This is a genomic window from Klebsiella sp. PL-2018, assembly GCF_019048985.1.
Lineage (GTDB): Bacteria > Pseudomonadota > Gammaproteobacteria > Enterobacterales > Enterobacteriaceae > Klebsiella > Klebsiella michiganensis.
Map to the genome: position 1 here is coordinate 2387169 of NZ_CP077673.1, position 18000 is coordinate 2405168.

Annotated in this window: 16 protein-coding genes and 1 other RNA gene; 10 read left to right on the forward strand and 7 right to left on the reverse strand. The window is 54.7% G+C overall.

Annotated elements, in window-relative coordinates:
• Positions 1-32 precede the first annotated feature (32 nt).
• From MKleb_RS11045 to selO, 4 genes are all read left to right on the forward strand, one after another.
• Positions 33-584 carry a glutathione peroxidase gene (locus MKleb_RS11045; protein WP_025108225.1) on the forward strand — a complete coding sequence of 184 codons (552 nt, stop codon included), beginning with the start codon at positions 33-35 and terminating at the stop codon, positions 582-584.
• The gene (btuD, locus tag MKleb_RS11050; RefSeq protein ID WP_025108224.1) at positions 584-1333 is read left to right on the forward strand and encodes a vitamin B12 ABC transporter ATP-binding protein BtuD; all 750 of its coding nucleotides are present in this window, start codon (positions 584-586) and stop codon (positions 1331-1333) included. The genes MKleb_RS11045 and btuD overlap by 1 nt, the downstream gene beginning before the upstream one ends.
• A gap of 81 nt (positions 1334-1414) precedes the next feature.
• Positions 1415-1879 carry an NlpC/P60 family protein gene (locus MKleb_RS11055; protein ID WP_004134084.1) on the forward strand — a complete coding sequence of 155 codons (465 nt, stop codon included), beginning with the start codon at positions 1415-1417 and terminating at the stop codon, positions 1877-1879.
• A 161-nt stretch (positions 1880-2040) separates the two neighbouring features.
• Positions 2041-3483: a protein adenylyltransferase SelO gene (selO, locus tag MKleb_RS11060; protein ID WP_025108223.1), complete on the forward strand. Its 1443-nt coding sequence runs from the start codon at positions 2041-2043 to the stop codon at positions 3481-3483.
• Between the two features lie 34 nt (positions 3484-3517).
• Here selO and hemP read toward each other — a convergent pair whose 3' ends face one another.
• From hemP to MKleb_RS11075, 3 genes are all read right to left on the reverse strand, one after another.
• Positions 3518-3697: a hemin uptake protein HemP gene (gene hemP / locus MKleb_RS11065; RefSeq protein ID WP_160741222.1), complete on the reverse strand. Its 180-nt coding sequence runs from the start codon at positions 3695-3697 to the stop codon at positions 3518-3520.
• A gap of 165 nt (positions 3698-3862) precedes the next feature.
• Positions 3863-4909, reverse strand: a complete 1047-nt coding sequence (aroH, locus tag MKleb_RS11070; RefSeq protein ID WP_025108222.1) for a 3-deoxy-7-phosphoheptulonate synthase AroH — start codon at positions 4907-4909, stop codon at positions 3863-3865.
• A gap of 153 nt (positions 4910-5062) precedes the next feature.
• Positions 5063-5896 carry a posphoenolpyruvate synthetase regulatory kinase/phosphorylase PpsR gene (locus MKleb_RS11075; protein WP_004851771.1) on the reverse strand — a complete coding sequence of 278 codons (834 nt, stop codon included), beginning with the start codon at positions 5894-5896 and terminating at the stop codon, positions 5063-5065.
• A 342-nt stretch (positions 5897-6238) separates the two neighbouring features.
• Between MKleb_RS11075 and ppsA the strand changes: the two genes are divergently transcribed.
• On the forward strand, positions 6239-8617 hold the full coding sequence (gene ppsA / locus MKleb_RS11080) for a phosphoenolpyruvate synthase (protein WP_014229722.1): 2379 nt from the start codon (positions 6239-6241) through the stop codon (positions 8615-8617).
• 83 nt (positions 8618-8700) lie between these two features.
• Here the strand turns inward: ppsA and rprA are convergent.
• Positions 8701-8808: antisense sRNA RprA (gene rprA, locus MKleb_RS11085), an RNA gene on the reverse strand.
• A 212-nt stretch (positions 8809-9020) separates the two neighbouring features.
• Complete coding sequence (gene ydiK, locus MKleb_RS11090) at positions 9021-10142, reverse strand: AI-2E family transporter YdiK (protein WP_025108221.1); 1122 nt, start codon at positions 10140-10142, stop codon at positions 9021-9023.
• Between the two features lie 203 nt (positions 10143-10345).
• Here ydiK and MKleb_RS11095 point away from each other — a divergent pair, with 203 nt between their 5' ends.
• The 3 genes from MKleb_RS11095 (at position 10346) to MKleb_RS11105 (ending at position 14346) form a co-directional block, all read left to right on the forward strand.
• Entirely contained in the window at positions 10346-13402 is a 3057-nt protein-coding gene (locus tag MKleb_RS11095) for a D-2-hydroxyglutarate dehydrogenase YdiJ (protein WP_025108220.1), read from the forward strand.
• A complete protein-coding gene (menI, locus tag MKleb_RS11100; RefSeq protein ID WP_025108219.1) occupies positions 13399-13809 on the forward strand; it encodes a 1,4-dihydroxy-2-naphthoyl-CoA hydrolase in 411 nt (136 codons plus the stop codon). Before MKleb_RS11095 ends, menI begins: the two co-directional genes overlap by 4 nt.
• Before the next feature lie 288 nt (positions 13810-14097).
• Positions 14098-14346, forward strand: coding sequence for a GlsB/YeaQ/YmgE family stress response membrane protein (locus MKleb_RS11105; RefSeq protein WP_004102935.1), 249 nt, complete (start codon positions 14098-14100; stop codon positions 14344-14346).
• 535 nt (positions 14347-14881) lie between these two features.
• Here the strand turns inward: MKleb_RS11105 and MKleb_RS11110 are convergent.
• Together MKleb_RS11110 and MKleb_RS11115 are read right to left on the reverse strand one after the other, a co-directional pair.
• Positions 14882-15511 (reverse strand): helix-turn-helix domain-containing protein, encoded by a 630-nt coding sequence (locus MKleb_RS11110; protein WP_025108218.1) that lies wholly within the window; start codon positions 15509-15511, stop codon positions 14882-14884.
• A gap of 78 nt (positions 15512-15589) precedes the next feature.
• Complete coding sequence (locus MKleb_RS11115; RefSeq protein ID WP_025108217.1) at positions 15590-16249, reverse strand: winged helix-turn-helix transcriptional regulator; 660 nt, start codon at positions 16247-16249, stop codon at positions 15590-15592.
• A gap of 442 nt (positions 16250-16691) precedes the next feature.
• Between MKleb_RS11115 and MKleb_RS11120 the strand changes: the two genes are divergently transcribed.
• Positions 16692-17222 carry a fimbrial protein gene (locus MKleb_RS11120; RefSeq protein ID WP_025108216.1) on the forward strand — a complete coding sequence of 177 codons (531 nt, stop codon included), beginning with the start codon at positions 16692-16694 and terminating at the stop codon, positions 17220-17222.
• 57 nt (positions 17223-17279) lie between these two features.
• The gene (locus tag MKleb_RS11125; protein WP_217076659.1) at positions 17280-17957 is read left to right on the forward strand and encodes a fimbrial biogenesis chaperone; all 678 of its coding nucleotides are present in this window, start codon (positions 17280-17282) and stop codon (positions 17955-17957) included.
• Positions 17958-18000: the final 43 nt, after the last annotated feature.

The following is an 18000-nucleotide window of genomic DNA, read 5'->3' on the forward strand; positions in this document are numbered from 1 at the left end:
GCAGTTACCGGTATATTCACTGAGGGAAGGCTATGCAACACGATATTCTCAATACTGAAGTCACCACCATCGATGGTGAGAAAACAACGCTCACCCCGTGGGCAGGCAAAGTCCTGTTGATTGTCAACGTCGCGTCAAAATGCGGCCTGACGCCGCAGTATGAGCAGCTGGAAGCGCTGCAAAAAGATTTAGAAAGCGAAGGTTTTAGCGTACTGGGCTTTCCGTGCAACCAGTTTCTGGGTCAGGAGCCGGGTAGCGAAGAAGAGATTAAAACGTTCTGTAGCACGACTTACGGCGTGACTTTCCCGATGTTCAGCAAAATTGACGTCAACGGCGAACATCGCGCGCCTCTGTACCAGAAGCTGGTTGAGGCCGCCCCGCAGGCTATCGCCCCGGAAGGCAGCGGTTTTTATGAGCGCATGGCCAGCAAAGGCAGAGCGCCGCTGTACGTGGATGATATTCTGTGGAATTTTGAAAAATTCCTCATCGGCCGCGATGGTCAGGTCATCGGCCGTTTCTCACCGGATATGACGCCGGATGATCCGCAGCTGGTGGCCGCTATTAAAGGAGCTTTAGCCAAATAATGCCGTTTTTGATGCAGCTACAGGATGTAGAAGAGGCGGGGCGGCTGGCGCCGTTTTCAGCCGATATCCGGCCGGGAGAGATCGTTCATCTGGTGGGGCCAAACGGGGCGGGGAAAAGCACGCTGCTGGCGCGTATGGCGGGGCTCTCTACCGGCCCGGGTCAGGTAAAACTGAATGGACGCCCGCTGAATGACTGGCTGGCGCCGGAGCTGGCGCGTCATCGGGCCTATTTAAGCCAACACCAGATGCCGCCTTTCGCCATGCCGGTTTGGCATTATCTGTCGCTGCATCTCCAGGACGACGCGCACAACGGGCTACTGACGACCATCGCGGAGAAGCTGGGCTTAGGCGACAAGCTTGGGCGCCAGGTGAATCACATCTCCGGCGGGGAGTGGCAGCGCGTGCGCCTGGCGGCGGTAATACTGCAGATTCATCGTCAGGCTAACGCGTCCGGACAGTTGCTATTGCTGGATGAACCGATGAACAGCCTGGACGTGGCGCAGCAGGCCGCGCTCGACCGACTGTTAAGCGAACTCTGCGCCTCGGGGATTGCCGTCGTGATGAGCAGCCACGACCTGAATCATACCCTCCGACACGCCCATCGCTCCTGGCTTATCTGCCGGGGGGAGACGATCGCCTGCGGCAGCACCGCCGAGGTATTAAGCGAAGAGAATTTAACCGCCGCCTATGCCATGGACTTCCAGCGGGTCGAGGTGGCGGGTCATCTTATGCTCGTTGCGTCACAGTAGCACGCAGTCAGCTTGCCAGCGAATTGATAAACAAGGTAAATTATCCTGCTATCAGGATAGGGAACAGAGGATTCGTCTGAGATGCGTTTTTGGCTCGTTTTGTGTGTTGCGTTATTTCTGGCGGGGTGTAGCAGCCACCGGGCGCCGCCGCCCAATCCACGGCTTGCTGATTCGATTACCGTTGTTGCTAACCTGAATGAGCAGCTAAGGAACTGGCGGGGAGCGCCGTATCGCTACGGCGGCATGTCGCCGCGCGGCGTTGATTGCTCCGGGTTTGTGCTGATGACCTTCCGCGATAAGTTCGCGTTGCAGCTGCCGCGTGAAACGCGTGAGCAGGCGGAGATCGGCACGAAAATCGATAAGAGCGAACTGCTGCCCGGCGATCTGGTCTTCTTCAAGACCGGTTCCGGAGAGAGCGGTCTGCACGTCGGTATTTACGACACGGATAACCAGTTTATCCACGCCTCTACCAGCCAGGGCGTGACGCGCTCGTCGCTGGATAATGTCTACTGGCATAAAAAATTCTGGCAGGCGCGAAGGATCTAGCCTCGATACGTCAAAGCGTAGCGTGGCGTTTTCTTGCCCGGCGGCGGTAACGCCTTACCGGGCAGCGCCACAACGCCCGTCTAGTCTTTTATCGCAATAACCCATCCAATCCTCCGTGTTAATAATTTGTTGAAAGCACTACACTGAAGACAGGAGGAACCATGACCCTGTCTTTTACTACCCACTGGCGTGATGAACTGCCGGATTTTTACACCGCTTTAACCCCTACGCCGCTGGAGAATGCGCGGCTTGTCTGGCACAACGCTCCGCTGGCGCGAACGCTGGGCGTTGACGCGTCGTTATTCAGCCCGCAGAAGGGCGCTGGCGTATGGGGCGGCGAAACGCTACTGCCGGGAATGTCGCCGCTGGCGCAGGTTTACAGCGGCCACCAGTTCGGCGCCTGGGCCGGGCAGCTCGGCGACGGGCGCGGTATTCTGCTCGGCGAACAGCAGCTCGCTGATGGTCGTCGCTTTGACTGGCACCTTAAAGGCGCCGGGCTCACTCCCTATTCGCGAATGGGCGATGGGCGGGCGGTGCTGCGCTCGACGATCCGCGAGGCGCTGGCCTCGGAAGCGATGCATGCGTTGGGCATTCCAACCACCCGCGCGCTGGCGATAGTGGCCAGCGATACGCCGGTATACCGCGAAACCGTCGAGCGCGGGGCAATGCTGATGCGGCTGGCGGAAAGCCACGTTCGTTTCGGCCATTTTGAGCATTTTTACTACCGTCGCGAGCCTCTGAAAGTGCAGCAGCTGGCGGATTACGTGATTCGTCACCACTGGCTGCATCTGCAAAATGAAGCGGATAAGTACCTTCTGTGGTTCAGTGACGTTGTCACTCGAACCGCGGAGATGATTGCCTGCTGGCAAACGGTGGGCTTTGCCCACGGGGTGATGAATACCGACAATATGTCAATTCTCGGCCTGACGATGGACTACGGTCCGTACGGTTTCCTTGATGATTTCCAGCCTGGCTTTATCTGTAACCACTCCGATTATCAAGGGCGCTACAGCTTTGATAATCAGCCGGCGGTAGGGCTATGGAACCTGCAACGTCTGGCGCAGACGCTCTCGCCGTTTATCAGCGCTGAGGCGCTGAACGGCGCGCTGGATAGTTACCAGCAAGCCCTGCTGACGGCGTATGGCCGCCGCATGCGCGACAAGCTCGGATTGTTTACCCAGCAAAAAGGGGATAACGAACTGCTGGACGGCCTGTTTACGCTGATGGAACGCGAGGGCAGCGACTATACGCGGACCTTCCGGATGCTCAGCGTCAGCGAGCAGGAGAGCGCCGCCTCGCCGCTACGCGATGAGTTTATCGACCGCGAGACGTTCGATAGCTGGTTTACCGCTTATCGCGCGCGCCTGCGCGATGAACAGGTTGACGATGCGCAAAGGCAGATGCGGATGCGCAGCGTGAACCCGGCGATCGTGCTGCGTAACTGGCTGGCCCAGCGGGCCATTGAACAGGCGGAGCAGGGGGATATGAGCGAGCTGGAGCGCCTGCATAGCGCACTCTCTCACCCCTTTGCCGATCGGACGGATGAGTATATTCAGCGTCCACCGGACTGGGGAAGGCGTCTTGAAGTAAGCTGTTCCAGCTAGCGATCGTTATCCATGCCTTTATCGGCGGGGATAATTATTTGGTCAGGATCAGCTTACCCGAATGGGTCTGACGCAGCAGGTAGCGCTGACCGCGATGTTCAATCACCACCCGTCCCTCGCTGCCTAATAATGTCCGGCTGCTTATCTCTTTGTCCGTCGGCACCGGATACGGGGCATTGTCTGTTGTTTTTTCTGCTGTGGCAGTGTTATCCATACGCGTCATAGCACTAAAAATAAAAATCAAGGTAACAATGATAATCATTATCAATAATGTTGTTTTTCACGCAAGCTTTATTTAGCGGAATACCAGATTTAGCAGGTGTCGGGCCGGTCGATGGCGGAAAATCGCTCCCCACCGCGCGTACGGTGGGGAGGGGAACTACAGGCGGGTGGCGGTGGCGGCGGCTAATTCATCCAGCAGCCGTTCGCTATCGTCCCAGCTCAGGCAGGGATCGGTAATCGATTGTCCCCAGGTCAGCGGCTGGCCCGCGACGACCTTCTGCGTGCCTTCCTGAAGGAAACTCTCGGCCATGATCCCGGCGATGGCGGTCGAGCCGGCGCGGATCTGCTGGCAGATATCGGCGCAAACGTCCAGCTGACGGCGGTGCTGTTTCTGGCAATTGCCGTGGCTAAAATCCACCACCAGCTGTTCCGGCAGGTCGAACTCCGCCAGCGCTTCCCCGGCGGCGGCGATATCGGCGGCGTGGTAATTCGGCTTTTTACCGCCGCGCATAATGATATGGCCGTACGGATTGCCGCTGGTCTGGTAGATGGTCATCTGTCCCTGCTTATCCGGCGACAGGAACATATGGCTGGCGCGGGAAGCGCGGATCGCATCAACGGCGATACGGGTATTGCCATCGGTACCGTTCTTAAAGCCTACCGGGCACGAGAGCGCCGAGGCCATTTCGCGGTGGATCTGGCTCTCGGTCGTACGCGCGCCGATAGCGCCCCAGCTTATCAGGTCGGCAATAAACTGCCCGGTCACCATATCGAGAAACTCGGTGGCGGTCGGCACGCCCAGTTCATTGACCTGCAGCAGCAGGCTACGCGCCAGCTCAAGGCCGTGATTCACCCGATAGCTGCCGTTCAGGTCGGGGTCGGAGATCAGCCCCTTCCAGCCAACCACCGTACGCGGCTTCTCAAAATAGGTACGCATCACGATTTCCAGCTGCGGCTGGTAACGTTCGCGCATACCCTGCAGGCGGCGCGCATACTCCATCGCCGCATCAATATCGTGAATGGAACAGGGACCGATCACCACCAGCAGGCGGCGATCTTCACCGTTGAGGATTTTCTCGATTCGGCGGCGTGAGGCGGAAACGTGTGCGGCAACGTCGGCAGACACTGGATGCCGCTGAGCCAGTTCCGCAGGCGTTACCAGGCTTTCAATGCGCGCGGTACGCAATTCGTCTGTTTTATTCATTGGGGTCTCAAAATCTGTTTCTTCCGCGGCGAAAATGCCGGGAAGTGATGCGCATCACGATAAACCAATCCCCGCTTATTGCAAGAGCAGGGCATGATCCTGTATAGGGCTCAGGTGATAGCATAAACAAATTTTTAATAATGTACTAGTGTGTTAGTACATTCTGCGGCTTAACCCCATAATATCCATGATTTTGGTAGCGATCTCTTCCACGGAATAGTTGGTACTGTTCAGGCAAGGTATCTTGTTTTTGCGGTAAAGCGCCTCGACTTCGGTCACTTCCATCCGGCACTGGCGCATGGAAGCATAGCGGCTGTTTTCCCGCCGCTCTTCGCGGATGGCCGCCAGGCGCTCCGGATTGATCGTTAAGCCGAAGAGTTTGTGCTGTAGCGGCTTAAGCGAAGCCGGAAGAATCAGGTTGTCCATATCATCGGCGATAAACGGGTAGTTGGCGGCGCGGATACCGTACTGCATCGCCAGATACAGGCTGGTGGGGGTTTTCCCGCAGCGCGAAACGCCGAGGAGGATCACCTGGGCCTGATCGAGATTACGCAGAGAAATTCCGTCATCGTGGGCAAGGGTGTAGTCGATAGCGGCGATACGCGCGTCGTATTTGTTCAGGTTACCGGGCGTCAGGCCGTGGGTGCGGTGAGCGATTGGCGTCGGATCGAGGCGCAGCTCCTGCTGCAGGGGGGCCACCAGCGCCTGGACGATATCCTGACAAAAGCCTTCGCTTTGTAGGATGATGTCGCGGATTTCCGGCAGCACGATGGAATAGAACACCAGCGGTCGAATGCCGGTCTGCTGGAAAATCGCGTCGATTTGTTCCTTCACGGCGCGCGCGCGGCTAATATTTTCGACAAACGGCAGGGTTACGCTGCTGGTGGCGACCGGGAATTGCGACATGACCGCATGACCCAGAACTTCCGCTGTAATAGCGGTACCGTCGGAAATATAAAATACGTGGCGATCTACAGCACTTTCCATTTTGACCATCCGGTATAATGAGTTTAATTGTCTGAAAGCTGATATTAAATTTAAGCATAACGCTCCAGGCTTTGTCTCATATTTAAAAAATGAAACGCTATTTTTATTTTTAATGAAAAGGTGAGTTCATTTTTCGCAACTGCGTATCTTTTGTATCAAATTTCATCAGATTTCTGAAGAATCATTAGCTTAGCTATATCTGGCAAAGAATCCTAAAAACGAAAAAATAATTTGCTTGAACGATTCACCGTTTCTTTCAGCTGGATAAATATGTCAGGATAAATCTCGTAGTCGATCGTGAATTATTTATCACTGGTATTAAATCACAAAAGGATTGTCTCGATGTCCAACAATGGCTCGTCACCGCTGGTGCTTTGGTATAACCAACTCGGCATGAATGATGTAGACAGGGTTGGGGGCAAAAATGCCTCCCTTGGTGAAATGATTACAAATCTGTCGGGTATGGGCGTGTCCGTACCGAACGGGTTTGCCACCACCGCTGATGCCTTTAATCAGTTTTTGGACCAAAGCGGTGTTAACCAGCGCATTTATGAACTGCTGGATGAAACCGACATTGACGACGTTTCCGCATTAGCGAAAGCGGGCGCACAGATCCGTCAGTGGATCATTGATACGCCGTTCCAGAGCGAACTGGAAAATGCGATTCGCGATGCCTATACCCAGCTGTCCGCCGATGACGCTGAGGCCTCCTTTGCCGTGCGCTCCTCCGCGACGGCGGAAGATATGCCGGACGCCTCCTTCGCCGGTCAGCAGGAGACATTCCTTAACGTGCAGGGCTTTGACGCCGTGCTCGTCGCGGTGAAGCACGTGTTTGCTTCGCTGTTTAACGATCGCGCCATTTCCTACCGCGTGCATCAGGGATACGATCACCGCGGGGTGGCGCTCTCCGCCGGGGTGCAGAGGATGGTGCGCTCCGATCTGGCCTCGTCCGGCGTGATGTTCTCCATCGATACCGAATCCGGTTTTGATCAGGTGGTGTTTATCACCTCCGCCTGGGGGCTCGGCGAGATGGTGGTGCAGGGGGCGGTGAACCCCGATGAGTTCTACGTCCATAAACCCACGCTGGAAGCGGGCCGGCCGGCAATCGTACGCCGCACCATGGGGTCGAAAAAAATCCGCATGGTTTACGCCCCTACCCAGGAGCACGGCAAGCAGGTGCGTATCGAAGACGTGCCGCAGGCGCAGCGCGACGTCTTCTCGTTAACCGATGCGGAAGTGCAGGAGCTGGCGCAGCAAGCGGTTCAAATCGAGAAGCACTACAACCGTCCGATGGATATCGAATGGGCGAAAGACGGCCATACCGGTAAGCTGTTTATCGTGCAGGCGCGTCCGGAGACCGTCCGTTCCCGCGGCCAGGTGATGGAGCGCTATACCCTCCATGCGCAAGGACAGATTATTTCGGAAGGGCGCGCGATCGGCCATCGTATCGGCGCGGGTCCGGTGAAGGTCATTCACGATATCAGCGAAATGAACCGCATCGAGCCCGGCGACGTGCTGGTGACCGACATGACCGACCCGGACTGGGAGCCGATCATGAAAAAGGCGGCGGCGATCGTCACCAACCGCGGCGGGCGTACCTGTCATGCGGCGATTATCGCGCGTGAGCTGGGGATCCCGGCGGTAGTGGGCTGCGGTAACGCCACCGATCGCATCCAGGAAAACCAGAATGTGACCGTCTCCTGCGCCGAGGGCGATACCGGCTACGTGTATGCCGAAATCCTCGACTTCAGCGTCAAGAGCTCCACCGTTGGCGATATGCCGGATCTGCCGCTGAAGATCATGATGAACGTCGGTAACCCGGACCGCGCCTTCGACTTTGCCTGCCTGCCGAACGAAGGCGTGGGCCTGGCGCGTCTGGAGTTCATTATCAACCGTATGATTGGCGTCCACCCGCGCGCGCTGCTGGAGTTCGACGATCAGGAGCCGGGGCTGCAGAATGAAATCCGCGAGCTGATGAAAGGCTACGACTCGCCGAAAGAGTTCTACGTCGGTCGCCTGACCGAAGGGATCTCCACCCTTGGCGCGGCATTTTTCCCGAAACGGGTGATTGTGCGTCTTTCCGACTTTAAGTCTAACGAATACGCCAACCTGGTCGGCGGCGAACGTTACGAGCCAGAAGAAGAGAACCCGATGCTGGGCTTCCGCGGGGCCGGCCGCTATGTGTCAGAAAGCTTCCGCGACTGCTTCGCGCTGGAGTGTGAAGCGGTTAAGCGGGTGCGTAACGACATGGGCCTGACCAACGTCGAAATCATGGTGCCGTTTGTCCGGACCGTCGCGCAGGCAAAAGCGGTGGTTGAAGAGCTGGAACGCCAGGGCCTCAAGCGCGGCGAAAACGGCCTGAAGCTGATTATGATGTGTGAAATCCCATCGAATGCGCTGCTGGCTGAACAGTTCCTCGAATACTTCGACGGCTTCTCTATTGGTTCTAACGACATGACGCAGCTGGCGCTGGGGCTGGATCGCGACTCCGGCGTGGTCTCCGAGCTGTTCGATGAGCGTAACGACGCGGTGAAAGCGCTGCTGTCGATGGCCATCCGCGCGGCGAAGAAGCAGGGCAAGTACGTCGGTATCTGCGGACAGGGTCCGTCTGACCATGAAGATTTTGCCGCCTGGCTGATGGAAGAGGGGATCGATAGCCTTTCCCTGAACCCGGACACGGTCGTGCAAACCTGGCTCGGCCTGGCGGAGCTGAATAAGTAAGTTCTCGCTAAAACAGGCAACTGGATACTCCCCGTCAGCTCAGCAGTGGCGGGGATTTTTTGTTTTTGGGGAACTGAAAACGGACAAAAAAAAGCCCATCGTGGGAGATGGGCAAAGACTACACACAGCAATTCGTTGTTTCACTCAGGGGATTTCCATGCTTATAAATCAATGCGTTGATTTATAACCGTGAGCTAATACTAGGCACTGAGGCTTTTTGCGTCGATCGGATTCCTCTCAATAGTTAAATTAAGGTAAAGAATCTGCGAAGCAAATGCGGTTAGCAGGCAGCGGGTGGTGGAATGACGTGAAAGATAGATTAGGATTTCTTAAGCTTTAAGGCTGTCGTGCCCGACATTGATAGGGACAGAGGGGCAAAAGGCGGGTTTCCCCGCCTTTTCACTTACTTATCCTGAGCGGCTCGGGTATTGAGCTCGCTCAGCTCCTCAAGCACCAGGTCGGGGTCCTTCGGCGGCGGCGGCGCTTCGTTAACCCACGCATCGTACAGTCGCCAGGAGACCGCCAGCAGCACCGGACCGATAAACAGCCCAATCATGCCGAACGCCACCAGGCCGCCGATAACGCCGGAAAGGATCAGAATCATCGGCAGGTCGGCGCCCATACGAATCAACAGCGGACGGATAAAGTTATCCATGGTGCCGACAACGCAGCTCCAGACCAGCAGTATGGTGCCCCATGTGGTATCACCGCTCCAGTACAGCCAGATAATTGACGGTACCAGAACCAGCAAAGGACCCAGCTGCACAAGGCAGGTAAAGATCATCACCACGGTGAGCAGCGCGGCGTAAGGCACGCCGCTGACCGCAAGGCCAATACCGCCAAGCACCGCCTGGGCCAGGGCGGTGACGACCACCCCCAGCGCCACGGCGCGAATCGCCTGGCCGGCGAGGATCACCGCCGCATCGCCGCGTTTGGCCGCCAGACGGGTGGCAAAGTGGCGGAACCCATACGCAACCTGTTCGCCTCGCCAGTACAGCAGGGCGCTAAACAGCAGCATGAGTCCGCAGTAGACCAGCAGCTTGCCGATGTGCGCCGCCTGGCCAACAAACCATGTGGTGGTGGTGCCGAGATAGGGGCGAATTTTGACCATAATCGCCGTTCCCCCCATCTCCAGTAAATTGTGCCAGCCGGTATACAGCTTATCGCCAATCAGCGGAACGCTATTTAGCCACGCCAGATCCGGCGGCGTAAAGTTACCGCTGGTAATCACTTTTATTAATGGCGTGCTGTTATCCACCAGGCTGTTGACCAGCAGCGCAATAGGGATAACGAACAGTAAAAAGAGCAGCAGCGTCATCACCAGCACCGCCAGCGCGCGCTTGCCGAACAGCAGGCGCTGCAGGCGCAAAAGCACCGGCCAGGTGGCGATAACCACGGTACCGGCCCAGGCAAATGACAGGATAAATGGCTGAACGACCCACAGGCAGGAAATAATAATCAGGGACAAAAACAGCACCGACAGCAGAACTTGCGGTATGTCCCGGGGCTGATTGGGGTTAATCATGATAAAGTTTTACCTTTGCAGTCGCGTCACAAGGCTGACGCAGCGTAATTCCATGTACTGATAATAATATCAATATCTTCGCGCGCCTGATTTTGCCCTTAATTCTGGCGGGCGCATATGAAAAAAATGTGATAAAAAGTTGTGTGCACTACGCAAACGTTTAATCACTTACAACACAACATAGTCAGGCAGGGTCGAGCGTCATGATCCCACAGATTTCTCAAGCGCCAGGTGTCGTTCAGCTGGTGCTGAATTTTTTGCAGGTACTGGAGCAACAAGGTTTTACCGGCGATACCGCCACCAGCTACGCCGACAGGCTAACGATGGCGACTGATAACAGTGTATATCAACTGTTGCCGGATGCGATTTTATTCCCCCGCTCCACGGCAGACGTCGCTCTGCTGGCAAGACTGGCGGCGGAAGAACGTTTTAAATCACTGATCTTTACCCCGCGCGGGGGCGGTACCGGCACCAACGGTCAGGCGCTCAACGCCGGGATCATCGTCGATATGTCCCGCTATATGAACCGCATTATTGAAATCAACCCCGAAGAAGGGTGGGTGCGGGTGGAAGCCGGGGTCATTAAAGATCAGCTCAATCAGTTCCTTAAACCGTACGGCTACTTTTTTGCGCCGGAACTGTCGACCAGCAACCGCGCCACGCTTGGCGGGATGATCAACACCGATGCTTCCGGGCAGGGCTCGCTGGTCTACGGGAAAACCTCCGATCACGTGCTCGGCGTGCGCTCGGTGCTGATCGGCGGCGACATTCTGGATACGCAGCCGATTCCGGCGGCGCTGGCGGAAACGCTGGGCGCAGAACAGTCGGCGATCGGGCGTATTTACCGCACGGTCTATCAGCGCTGCAAAGCGCAGCGGCAGCTGGTTATCGATAAATTCCCCAAACTTAACCGCTTCCTGACGGGCTACGATTTACGCCACGTCTTTAATGACGAGATGAGCGAATTCGATCTGACCCGCATACTGACCGGTTCAGAAGGGACGCTGGCGTTTATTACCGAAGCGCGGCTGGATATTACCCGCTTACCGAAAGTACGCCGCCTGGTTAACGTTAAGTACGATTCCTTTAACTCCGCGCTGCGCAACGCGCCGTTTATGGTCGAAGCGAAGGCGCTGTCGGTCGAGACCGTCGACTCAAAAGTGCTTAATCTGGCGCGGGAAGATATTGTCTGGCATTCGGTCAGCGAGCTCATTACCGACGTTGCGGATAAAGAGATGCTGGGGCTGAATATCGTTGAGTTCGCCGGTGATGACGCCGAACTGATCGACGGCCAGGTGACAACCCTGTGCCAGCGCCTGGATGAGCTGATGGCGCGCGGCGAAGCGGGCGTTATCGGCTGGCAGGTTTGCCACGATCTGGACGGCGTTGAGCGCATCTACGCGATGCGGAAAAAAGCCGTCGGCCTGCTGGGGAATGCCAAAGGGGCCGCTAAACCGATACCCTTTGCCGAAGATACCTGCGTGCCGCCGGAGCATCTGGCCGACTATATTGTGGAATTTCGCGCGCTGCTTGACGGTCATGGCCTGAGCTACGGCATGTTTGGCCATGTGGATGCCGGCGTGCTGCACGTGCGGCCGGCGCTGGATATGTGCGATCCGCAGCAAGAGATGCTGATGAAGCGCATCTCCGATGACGTCGTAGCCTTAACCGCCAAGTATGGCGGCCTTCTGTGGGGGGAACACGGGAAAGGCTTCCGCGCCGAATATAGCCCGGCGTTCTTTGGGGCAGAACTGTTTGGCGAGCTGCGCAAGATTAAAGCCGCGTTTGACCCGGATAACCGTCTGAACCCCGGTAAAATATGCCCGCCGGAAGGCGTGGATGCGCCGATGATGAAGGTGGATGCGGTTAAGCGCGGGACCTTCGATCGGCAGATCCCCATTGCCGTGCGCAGCTCGTGGCGCGGCGCGATGGAGTGTAATGGCAACGGTCTGTGCTTCAACTTTGATGCCAAAAGCCCGATGTGTCCGTCGATGAAGGTCAGCAACCACCGTATTCACTCGCCGAAGGGGCGGGCCACGCTGGTGCGAGAATGGCTGCGCCTGCTGGCGGATCGCGGCGTCGACCCCAATCAGCTGGAAAAAGATCTGCCGGAAAAACGCGCCAGCCTGCGTACCCTGGTGGAGCGCACCCGCAATAGCTGGCACGCGCGTAAGGGAGAGTACGATTTCTCGCATGAGGTCAAGGAGGCGATGTCCGGCTGTCTGGCCTGTAAAGCCTGCTCGACCCAGTGCCCGATTAAGATCGACGTTCCGGAGTTCCGGTCGCGTTTCCTCCAGCTTTACCACAGCCGCTACCTGCGGCCGGTCCGCGATCATCTAGTGGCGGCGGTCGAATCCTACGCGCCGCTGATGGCGCATGCGCCGAAGACGTTCAACTTCTTTATTAATCAGCCGTGGATGCGCAAGCTATCGGAAAAGCATATCGGTATGGTCGATCTCCCGCTGCTCTCCGTCCCGTCGCTGAAGCAGCAGATGGTCGGCCATCGTTCGGCAAATACCACGCTGGAGCAGCTGGAAGCGCTGAGCGCAGAGCAGAAAGCGAAAAGGGTACTGGTGGTTCAGGATCCGTTTACCAGCTATTACGATGCGCAGGTGGTTGCCGATTTTGTTCAACTGGTCGAAAAGCTAGGCTACCAGCCGGTGCTGCTGCCGTTTTCGCCAAACGGTAAAGCCCAGCATATTAAGGGCTTCTTGACGCGATTCGCGCGCACCGCGCAGAAAACCGCCGATTTCCTGAACCGGGTGGCCCAGCTCGGCATGCCGATGGTGGGGGTCGATCCGGCGCTGGTGCTCTGCTATCGCGATGAATACAACCAGGTGCTCGGCGACAAGCGCGGCGATTTCCGCGTGATGCTGGTGCATGAGTGGCTGCCGCAGGCGCTGTCGGCAACCGCTGCGCAGGAGCAGGGCGGCGAGTCGTGGTATCTGTTTGGCCACTGTACCGAGGTCACGGCGCTTCCCGCTTCCACTAAACAGTGGGCGGATATCTTTGCGCGTTTTGGCGCGAAGCTGGAAAACGTTAACGTGGGCTGCTGCGGCATGGCCGGTACCTACGGTCATGAAGTGAAGAACCACGCCAATTCGCTGGCTATCTACGCGCTCTCCTGGCAGCAGGCGATGCAGCGCCTGCCGCGTAATCGTTGTCTGGTCACCGGCTACTCCTGTCGTAGCCAGGTGAAGCGTATTGAAGGCAGCGGCGTACGCCATCCGCTGCAGGCGCTACTGGAGATAATGGGATGATTTGGAAACGTCAGAGCACCCTGGAACAGCTGAACACCATGGGCGACGGTAATATGGTCGGCCTGCTGGATATTCGTTTCGAGGCCCTTACCGACGACGCCATCGAGGCCACCATGCCGGTAGATAGCCGCACCCATCAGCCGTTTGGGCTGCTGCACGGCGGCGCGTCGGTGGTATTAGCGGAAACCTTAGGCTCGGTGGCCGGTTATCTGTGCAGCGAAGGCGAGCAGAAGGTGGTGGGGCTGGAGGTCAATGCCAACCATATCCGTTCGGTGCGCAGCGGGAGGGTTCGCGGCGTGTGCCGCGCGCTGCACGTCGGCTCCCGTCATCAGGTGTGGCAAATCGACATCTCTGATGAACAAGGGCGCCTTTGCTGTTCGTCGCGGCTGACAACCGCAGTCATCTAAGTTAGCAAGGGGGAAATTTCCCCCTTGCTGCTTTTGTATTCCGCTTCCAGTTTCACTTTTAATAAGAAAAATCCTGGCTTATTGCTGCCTCTCCCGAGGTTTTAATTATTCACGATGCGATACTTCCGCTTGCTGATTATTTGCCCGGTACGCGTTCAGGGCGTAGACCATTATCCCCGTGCTGACAAGTCTATGTATGCTAAATATAATTTTATGAAACATCATTAATATTTATGCTAATCTTTCTATACCAGATATTTACAAGGTAACAAGAGGACGGAGTTAGCTATGGGTATCATTTCATGGATCATTTTTGGGCTTATTGCCGGTATTTTAGCCAAGTGGATTATGCCGGGGAAAGACGGCGGCGGATTTATCGTTACCGTAATTCTGGGTGTCATCGGTGCAGTTGTCGGGGGTTGGATTAGTACTTTCTTCGGCTTTGGCCGTGTAGATGGTTTTAATTTCGGCAGCTTTGTCGTGGCGGTGATTGGTGCGCTGGTTGTCCTGTTTATCTACAGGAAGATCAGGAGCTAATTCGCTCTTCGTATCAGTAACGCCATAAAGTGAAGAGGCTGCCACCATCGTTGGCAGCCTTTTTAATATTTGCACCATGCCCGACAGGGCAATATCCCCTCTCTGAACGCTTATCCCGGAATACGCTGGCAGGTCAGGCCGCGCGGGGGAACGGTACGATTTCGATTTGGATCGGGTTCGTAGCGAATAGACTGGCCTGTCCGGCGACGGCGAGTCGTACTGATTTTACGGGGGGGAAGAGGTTAATCGAGCAACACGCTAATAATTAACAACACGACCATACACATCGACATGACATCTGTTTCTATATCCATAATTCAGTACTACACAGGTTCCCGAACGGTCGCCAGGGCGACATTGCGTAAAAGATGAAGGAAATTTAGCAGCGCATTCTACATGAGCCAGTCAGCAGTGAATAAATCTTTATTTCTGTGAAATGACAATACTTATAATGAAAACGAATAGAATTTGTTGCATGAATGCATTTCGGCGCGCAGGCCGGATCGCGAGAGGGCCGAAAGCCCAATCCGCATAATCAGTACTTAGCAGGAAGTTTGTTGATTTTTATGAGTTTCCCCTCTTCCATTTCGATAAAACCACCGGTTTTCAGCGCCGCCAGAATGCGCATTACGCCGCTGCGGGAAAGCCGGGTTTTCTCTCTGATATATCTTTCAGCCGTCACGCTGTAGCGATAACCCTCCTCTTCCTCCATGAGCTTGATCAGCTGCTGGCGAATCATCTCGTACGCCGTTGGCGTGCCCTGGGGCATAACGTTATGATAGAGGCGGTTATAGACAAACATCAGCTGTTTAGAGAGCAGTCCCCATAGCGCCTTCTCTCTAATGATTTCCTCGACGCGACGGGTTGTGAGTACGCCAATCTGGCACGGCGTGACGGTTTTAAAATAGTCATCAAAGTAAATGTCCGTCAGGTTAGCGAGGCCGAAAAGGGCGGGACTGAGCGCCGTGGAAAGCATCATATTGTCACTTCTTCGGTATATCGCTATCGTCCCCTCCAGAAGGAGATAACACATCCCCTGACCGTTAACCTGAAGATCAAACTGCTCGCCGCGGCCCGTTCGGTACGTCGTGCAGTAGGGCTGCAAATGAGAAATAAATTCCTGTGCGTAAGGGGAGCCGCGGAAGGGTTGATTTGCAGATGGCATAGTCAGAAAATCCTGAAGGAGATCGGACTTATTATAACCTCGCGCGTATCTCTTGCCACTCCGAAGATACATGAACAATCAATACTTTCGCGGCAGGTGGTGGATGTCAATCAGCACTCCGCGCTCCATGGTAATGTATTTACCCGTTCGTAGCTCTGCGAGGATGCGCATAACGCCGCTGCGGGAAAGATAGGTTCGACTTTTGATATAGGCCGCCGCGGTGATACTTTGCCGGATAGCTTCGGGCTCTTGCATTAATTCAACAAGTTGAAAACGAATGATGTCATAGGCTGACATTTGCGATATTTGCGCGCAGTGCTCATAAACCCGCGATGCGGTATAGATCAGCAGCTTTGAAAAATGCTCCCATAAGTTCTGTTGCGCCACTACGCGATTAAACGTTTCCAGCGAAACGGCCGCAATTTCCGATGTTTCCAGTACCCTGACGTAAAGTCGTTCAGAGGAAAACTGGCTACACACGCCGAGAAGAAATGGCGATGACTCAGAATTTAAAACAATCCCGTCTCCGCGACGATGCAGCGCGACGCTGCCCTGGATAAGTAAAAAACACTGACGAACGTTATTATCGTAATAATGGACGATCTCCCCTTTCGAGACTATTCGTCTCTCGGCGTACGGCAGGACATTATCAATTAATTTCTCAATGTGCTTAAAGGGTTTTATCTCAAGTACTTCCGCTGGTTCGTTGCCGAATTCAGGAATAATTCTCGTGTTCATAAGATACCTCACTAACTTATGCGATCGTTTTTTGATCGATGTTGGGAATTATCTTAAAAAACAGCATCTCAGGGAATATTGGCGCCGGGTCTAATAATAGACTCGGGTGGATTATGGTTATAATCAATTGATTTTATTGATTTTATTGATTTTGTCTCGCCAGTCCAAAAGTAGACCGGGGTCAGTATGATTAAGTAATTTCTTAATTTGAATGTTTTATTTTTGTTAATTTCGAGTCTACATTTAGACCGCGAAATAGATTGTGCGCTGAAAAAATGTTGTATAAATTTTGTCTCGTCGGCAGGGGTAATCCGGTTTTAATAAAATGAAATAGTGGTGTGATATATACCACTGTTTCCCGGCAATATATTAAAGCAATGGCAAAATGCGTTTATTAAATATTTTGCCTGAATGTAAATAAAGTAAAACAGGATGTGTCGTTATGAAAAAGAAAATTGTTATTGCGATACTTGCAGCAGGTTCTGCATTATCAATGACTCAGGCTTTCGCAGCAGCGGGTACCGTTAATTTTAATGGCAATATTTTGGATGCCGCCTGCGACATCGATGTGGCGTCAAAGGACCAGGTGGTTGTTTTGGGCGATTATTATAAAACTGAATTTCCGGTAGCCGGTTCGAGAACCGCCGCGACGAAATTCGATATTATTTTGAAGAACTGTCCGGTGACGGTTAACAATGCCAAAGTCCGCTTTGATGGCACGCCTGATTTAAGTAACTCCAGCCTGCTGGCTATTGACTCGTCGGTCGCTGGCGCAGCCTCCGGTGTCGCGATTAATCTGATGACGGCGGATAAAGCCGATCTGCCTCTGCACGGCAGCAACGGTTACTCCTACCCGCTCACCAGCACCGCTGATAATACGCTGAATTTCTATGCTCAGTATGTGTCGACCACTGCGACGGTGGTTGCCGGCCCAGCTAACTCGGTCGCGAACTTCTCAGTGGTTTACAACTAAGTTTCTGCAGTAATCAGTAGGGGGCCGGCCCGGCCCCTTTGTTTTAAGAGGTATTAAATGCGTTTTATCAGAACAATTGGCCTGGCGATAACAATGTTAACGCTGGTGCAGGCAACCGCCACTGCCGGGGTAATTATTGGCGGCACGCGGATCATTTTCGATGGTGCAAAAAAAGAAGCGTCAATCAGCGTTAATAATCCTGATGCGACGCCTTATTTAATTCAGTCATGGATAGATGAGCAGGAAGGTGGTTCTGGTAAAGCGCCTTTTATTATTACACCGCCGATGTATCGCCTCGACAGCGGACAAAAAAATATTGAGCGAATTGTCGCGACAGGTTCACTGCCTCAGGCCAAAGAAAGTTTATTCTGGATAAATATTAAAGCGATTCCCTCGGCATCAAAGCAGATGAACTCCCTGCAAATTGCCGTAAAAACGCGTATCAAGCTGATTTATCGTCCCGTTACGCTTCGCGCCTCAACGCCGGAGGAACAGGCAAATAAACTCACCTGGCAAAGAAGGGGCAATGAACTTCAGGTTAATAACCCAACGCCTTACGTCATTAATTTCAATGAAATTACCGTGGGCGGAAAAATGCTTGCCCAGGTGACCTACGTCATGCCGGGTTCGACCACCCGGTTCCGCTTGCCGGACGGGGCCTCCGGCAATGCCCTGACATTTAAAGTTATTAATGACTACGGCAGCCCCGGTCCGTCACATCAAGCCAGTTTGTAATCCCTGAACAAATGGCAAGCCCAGCGTTAAATAGGTAATAGCG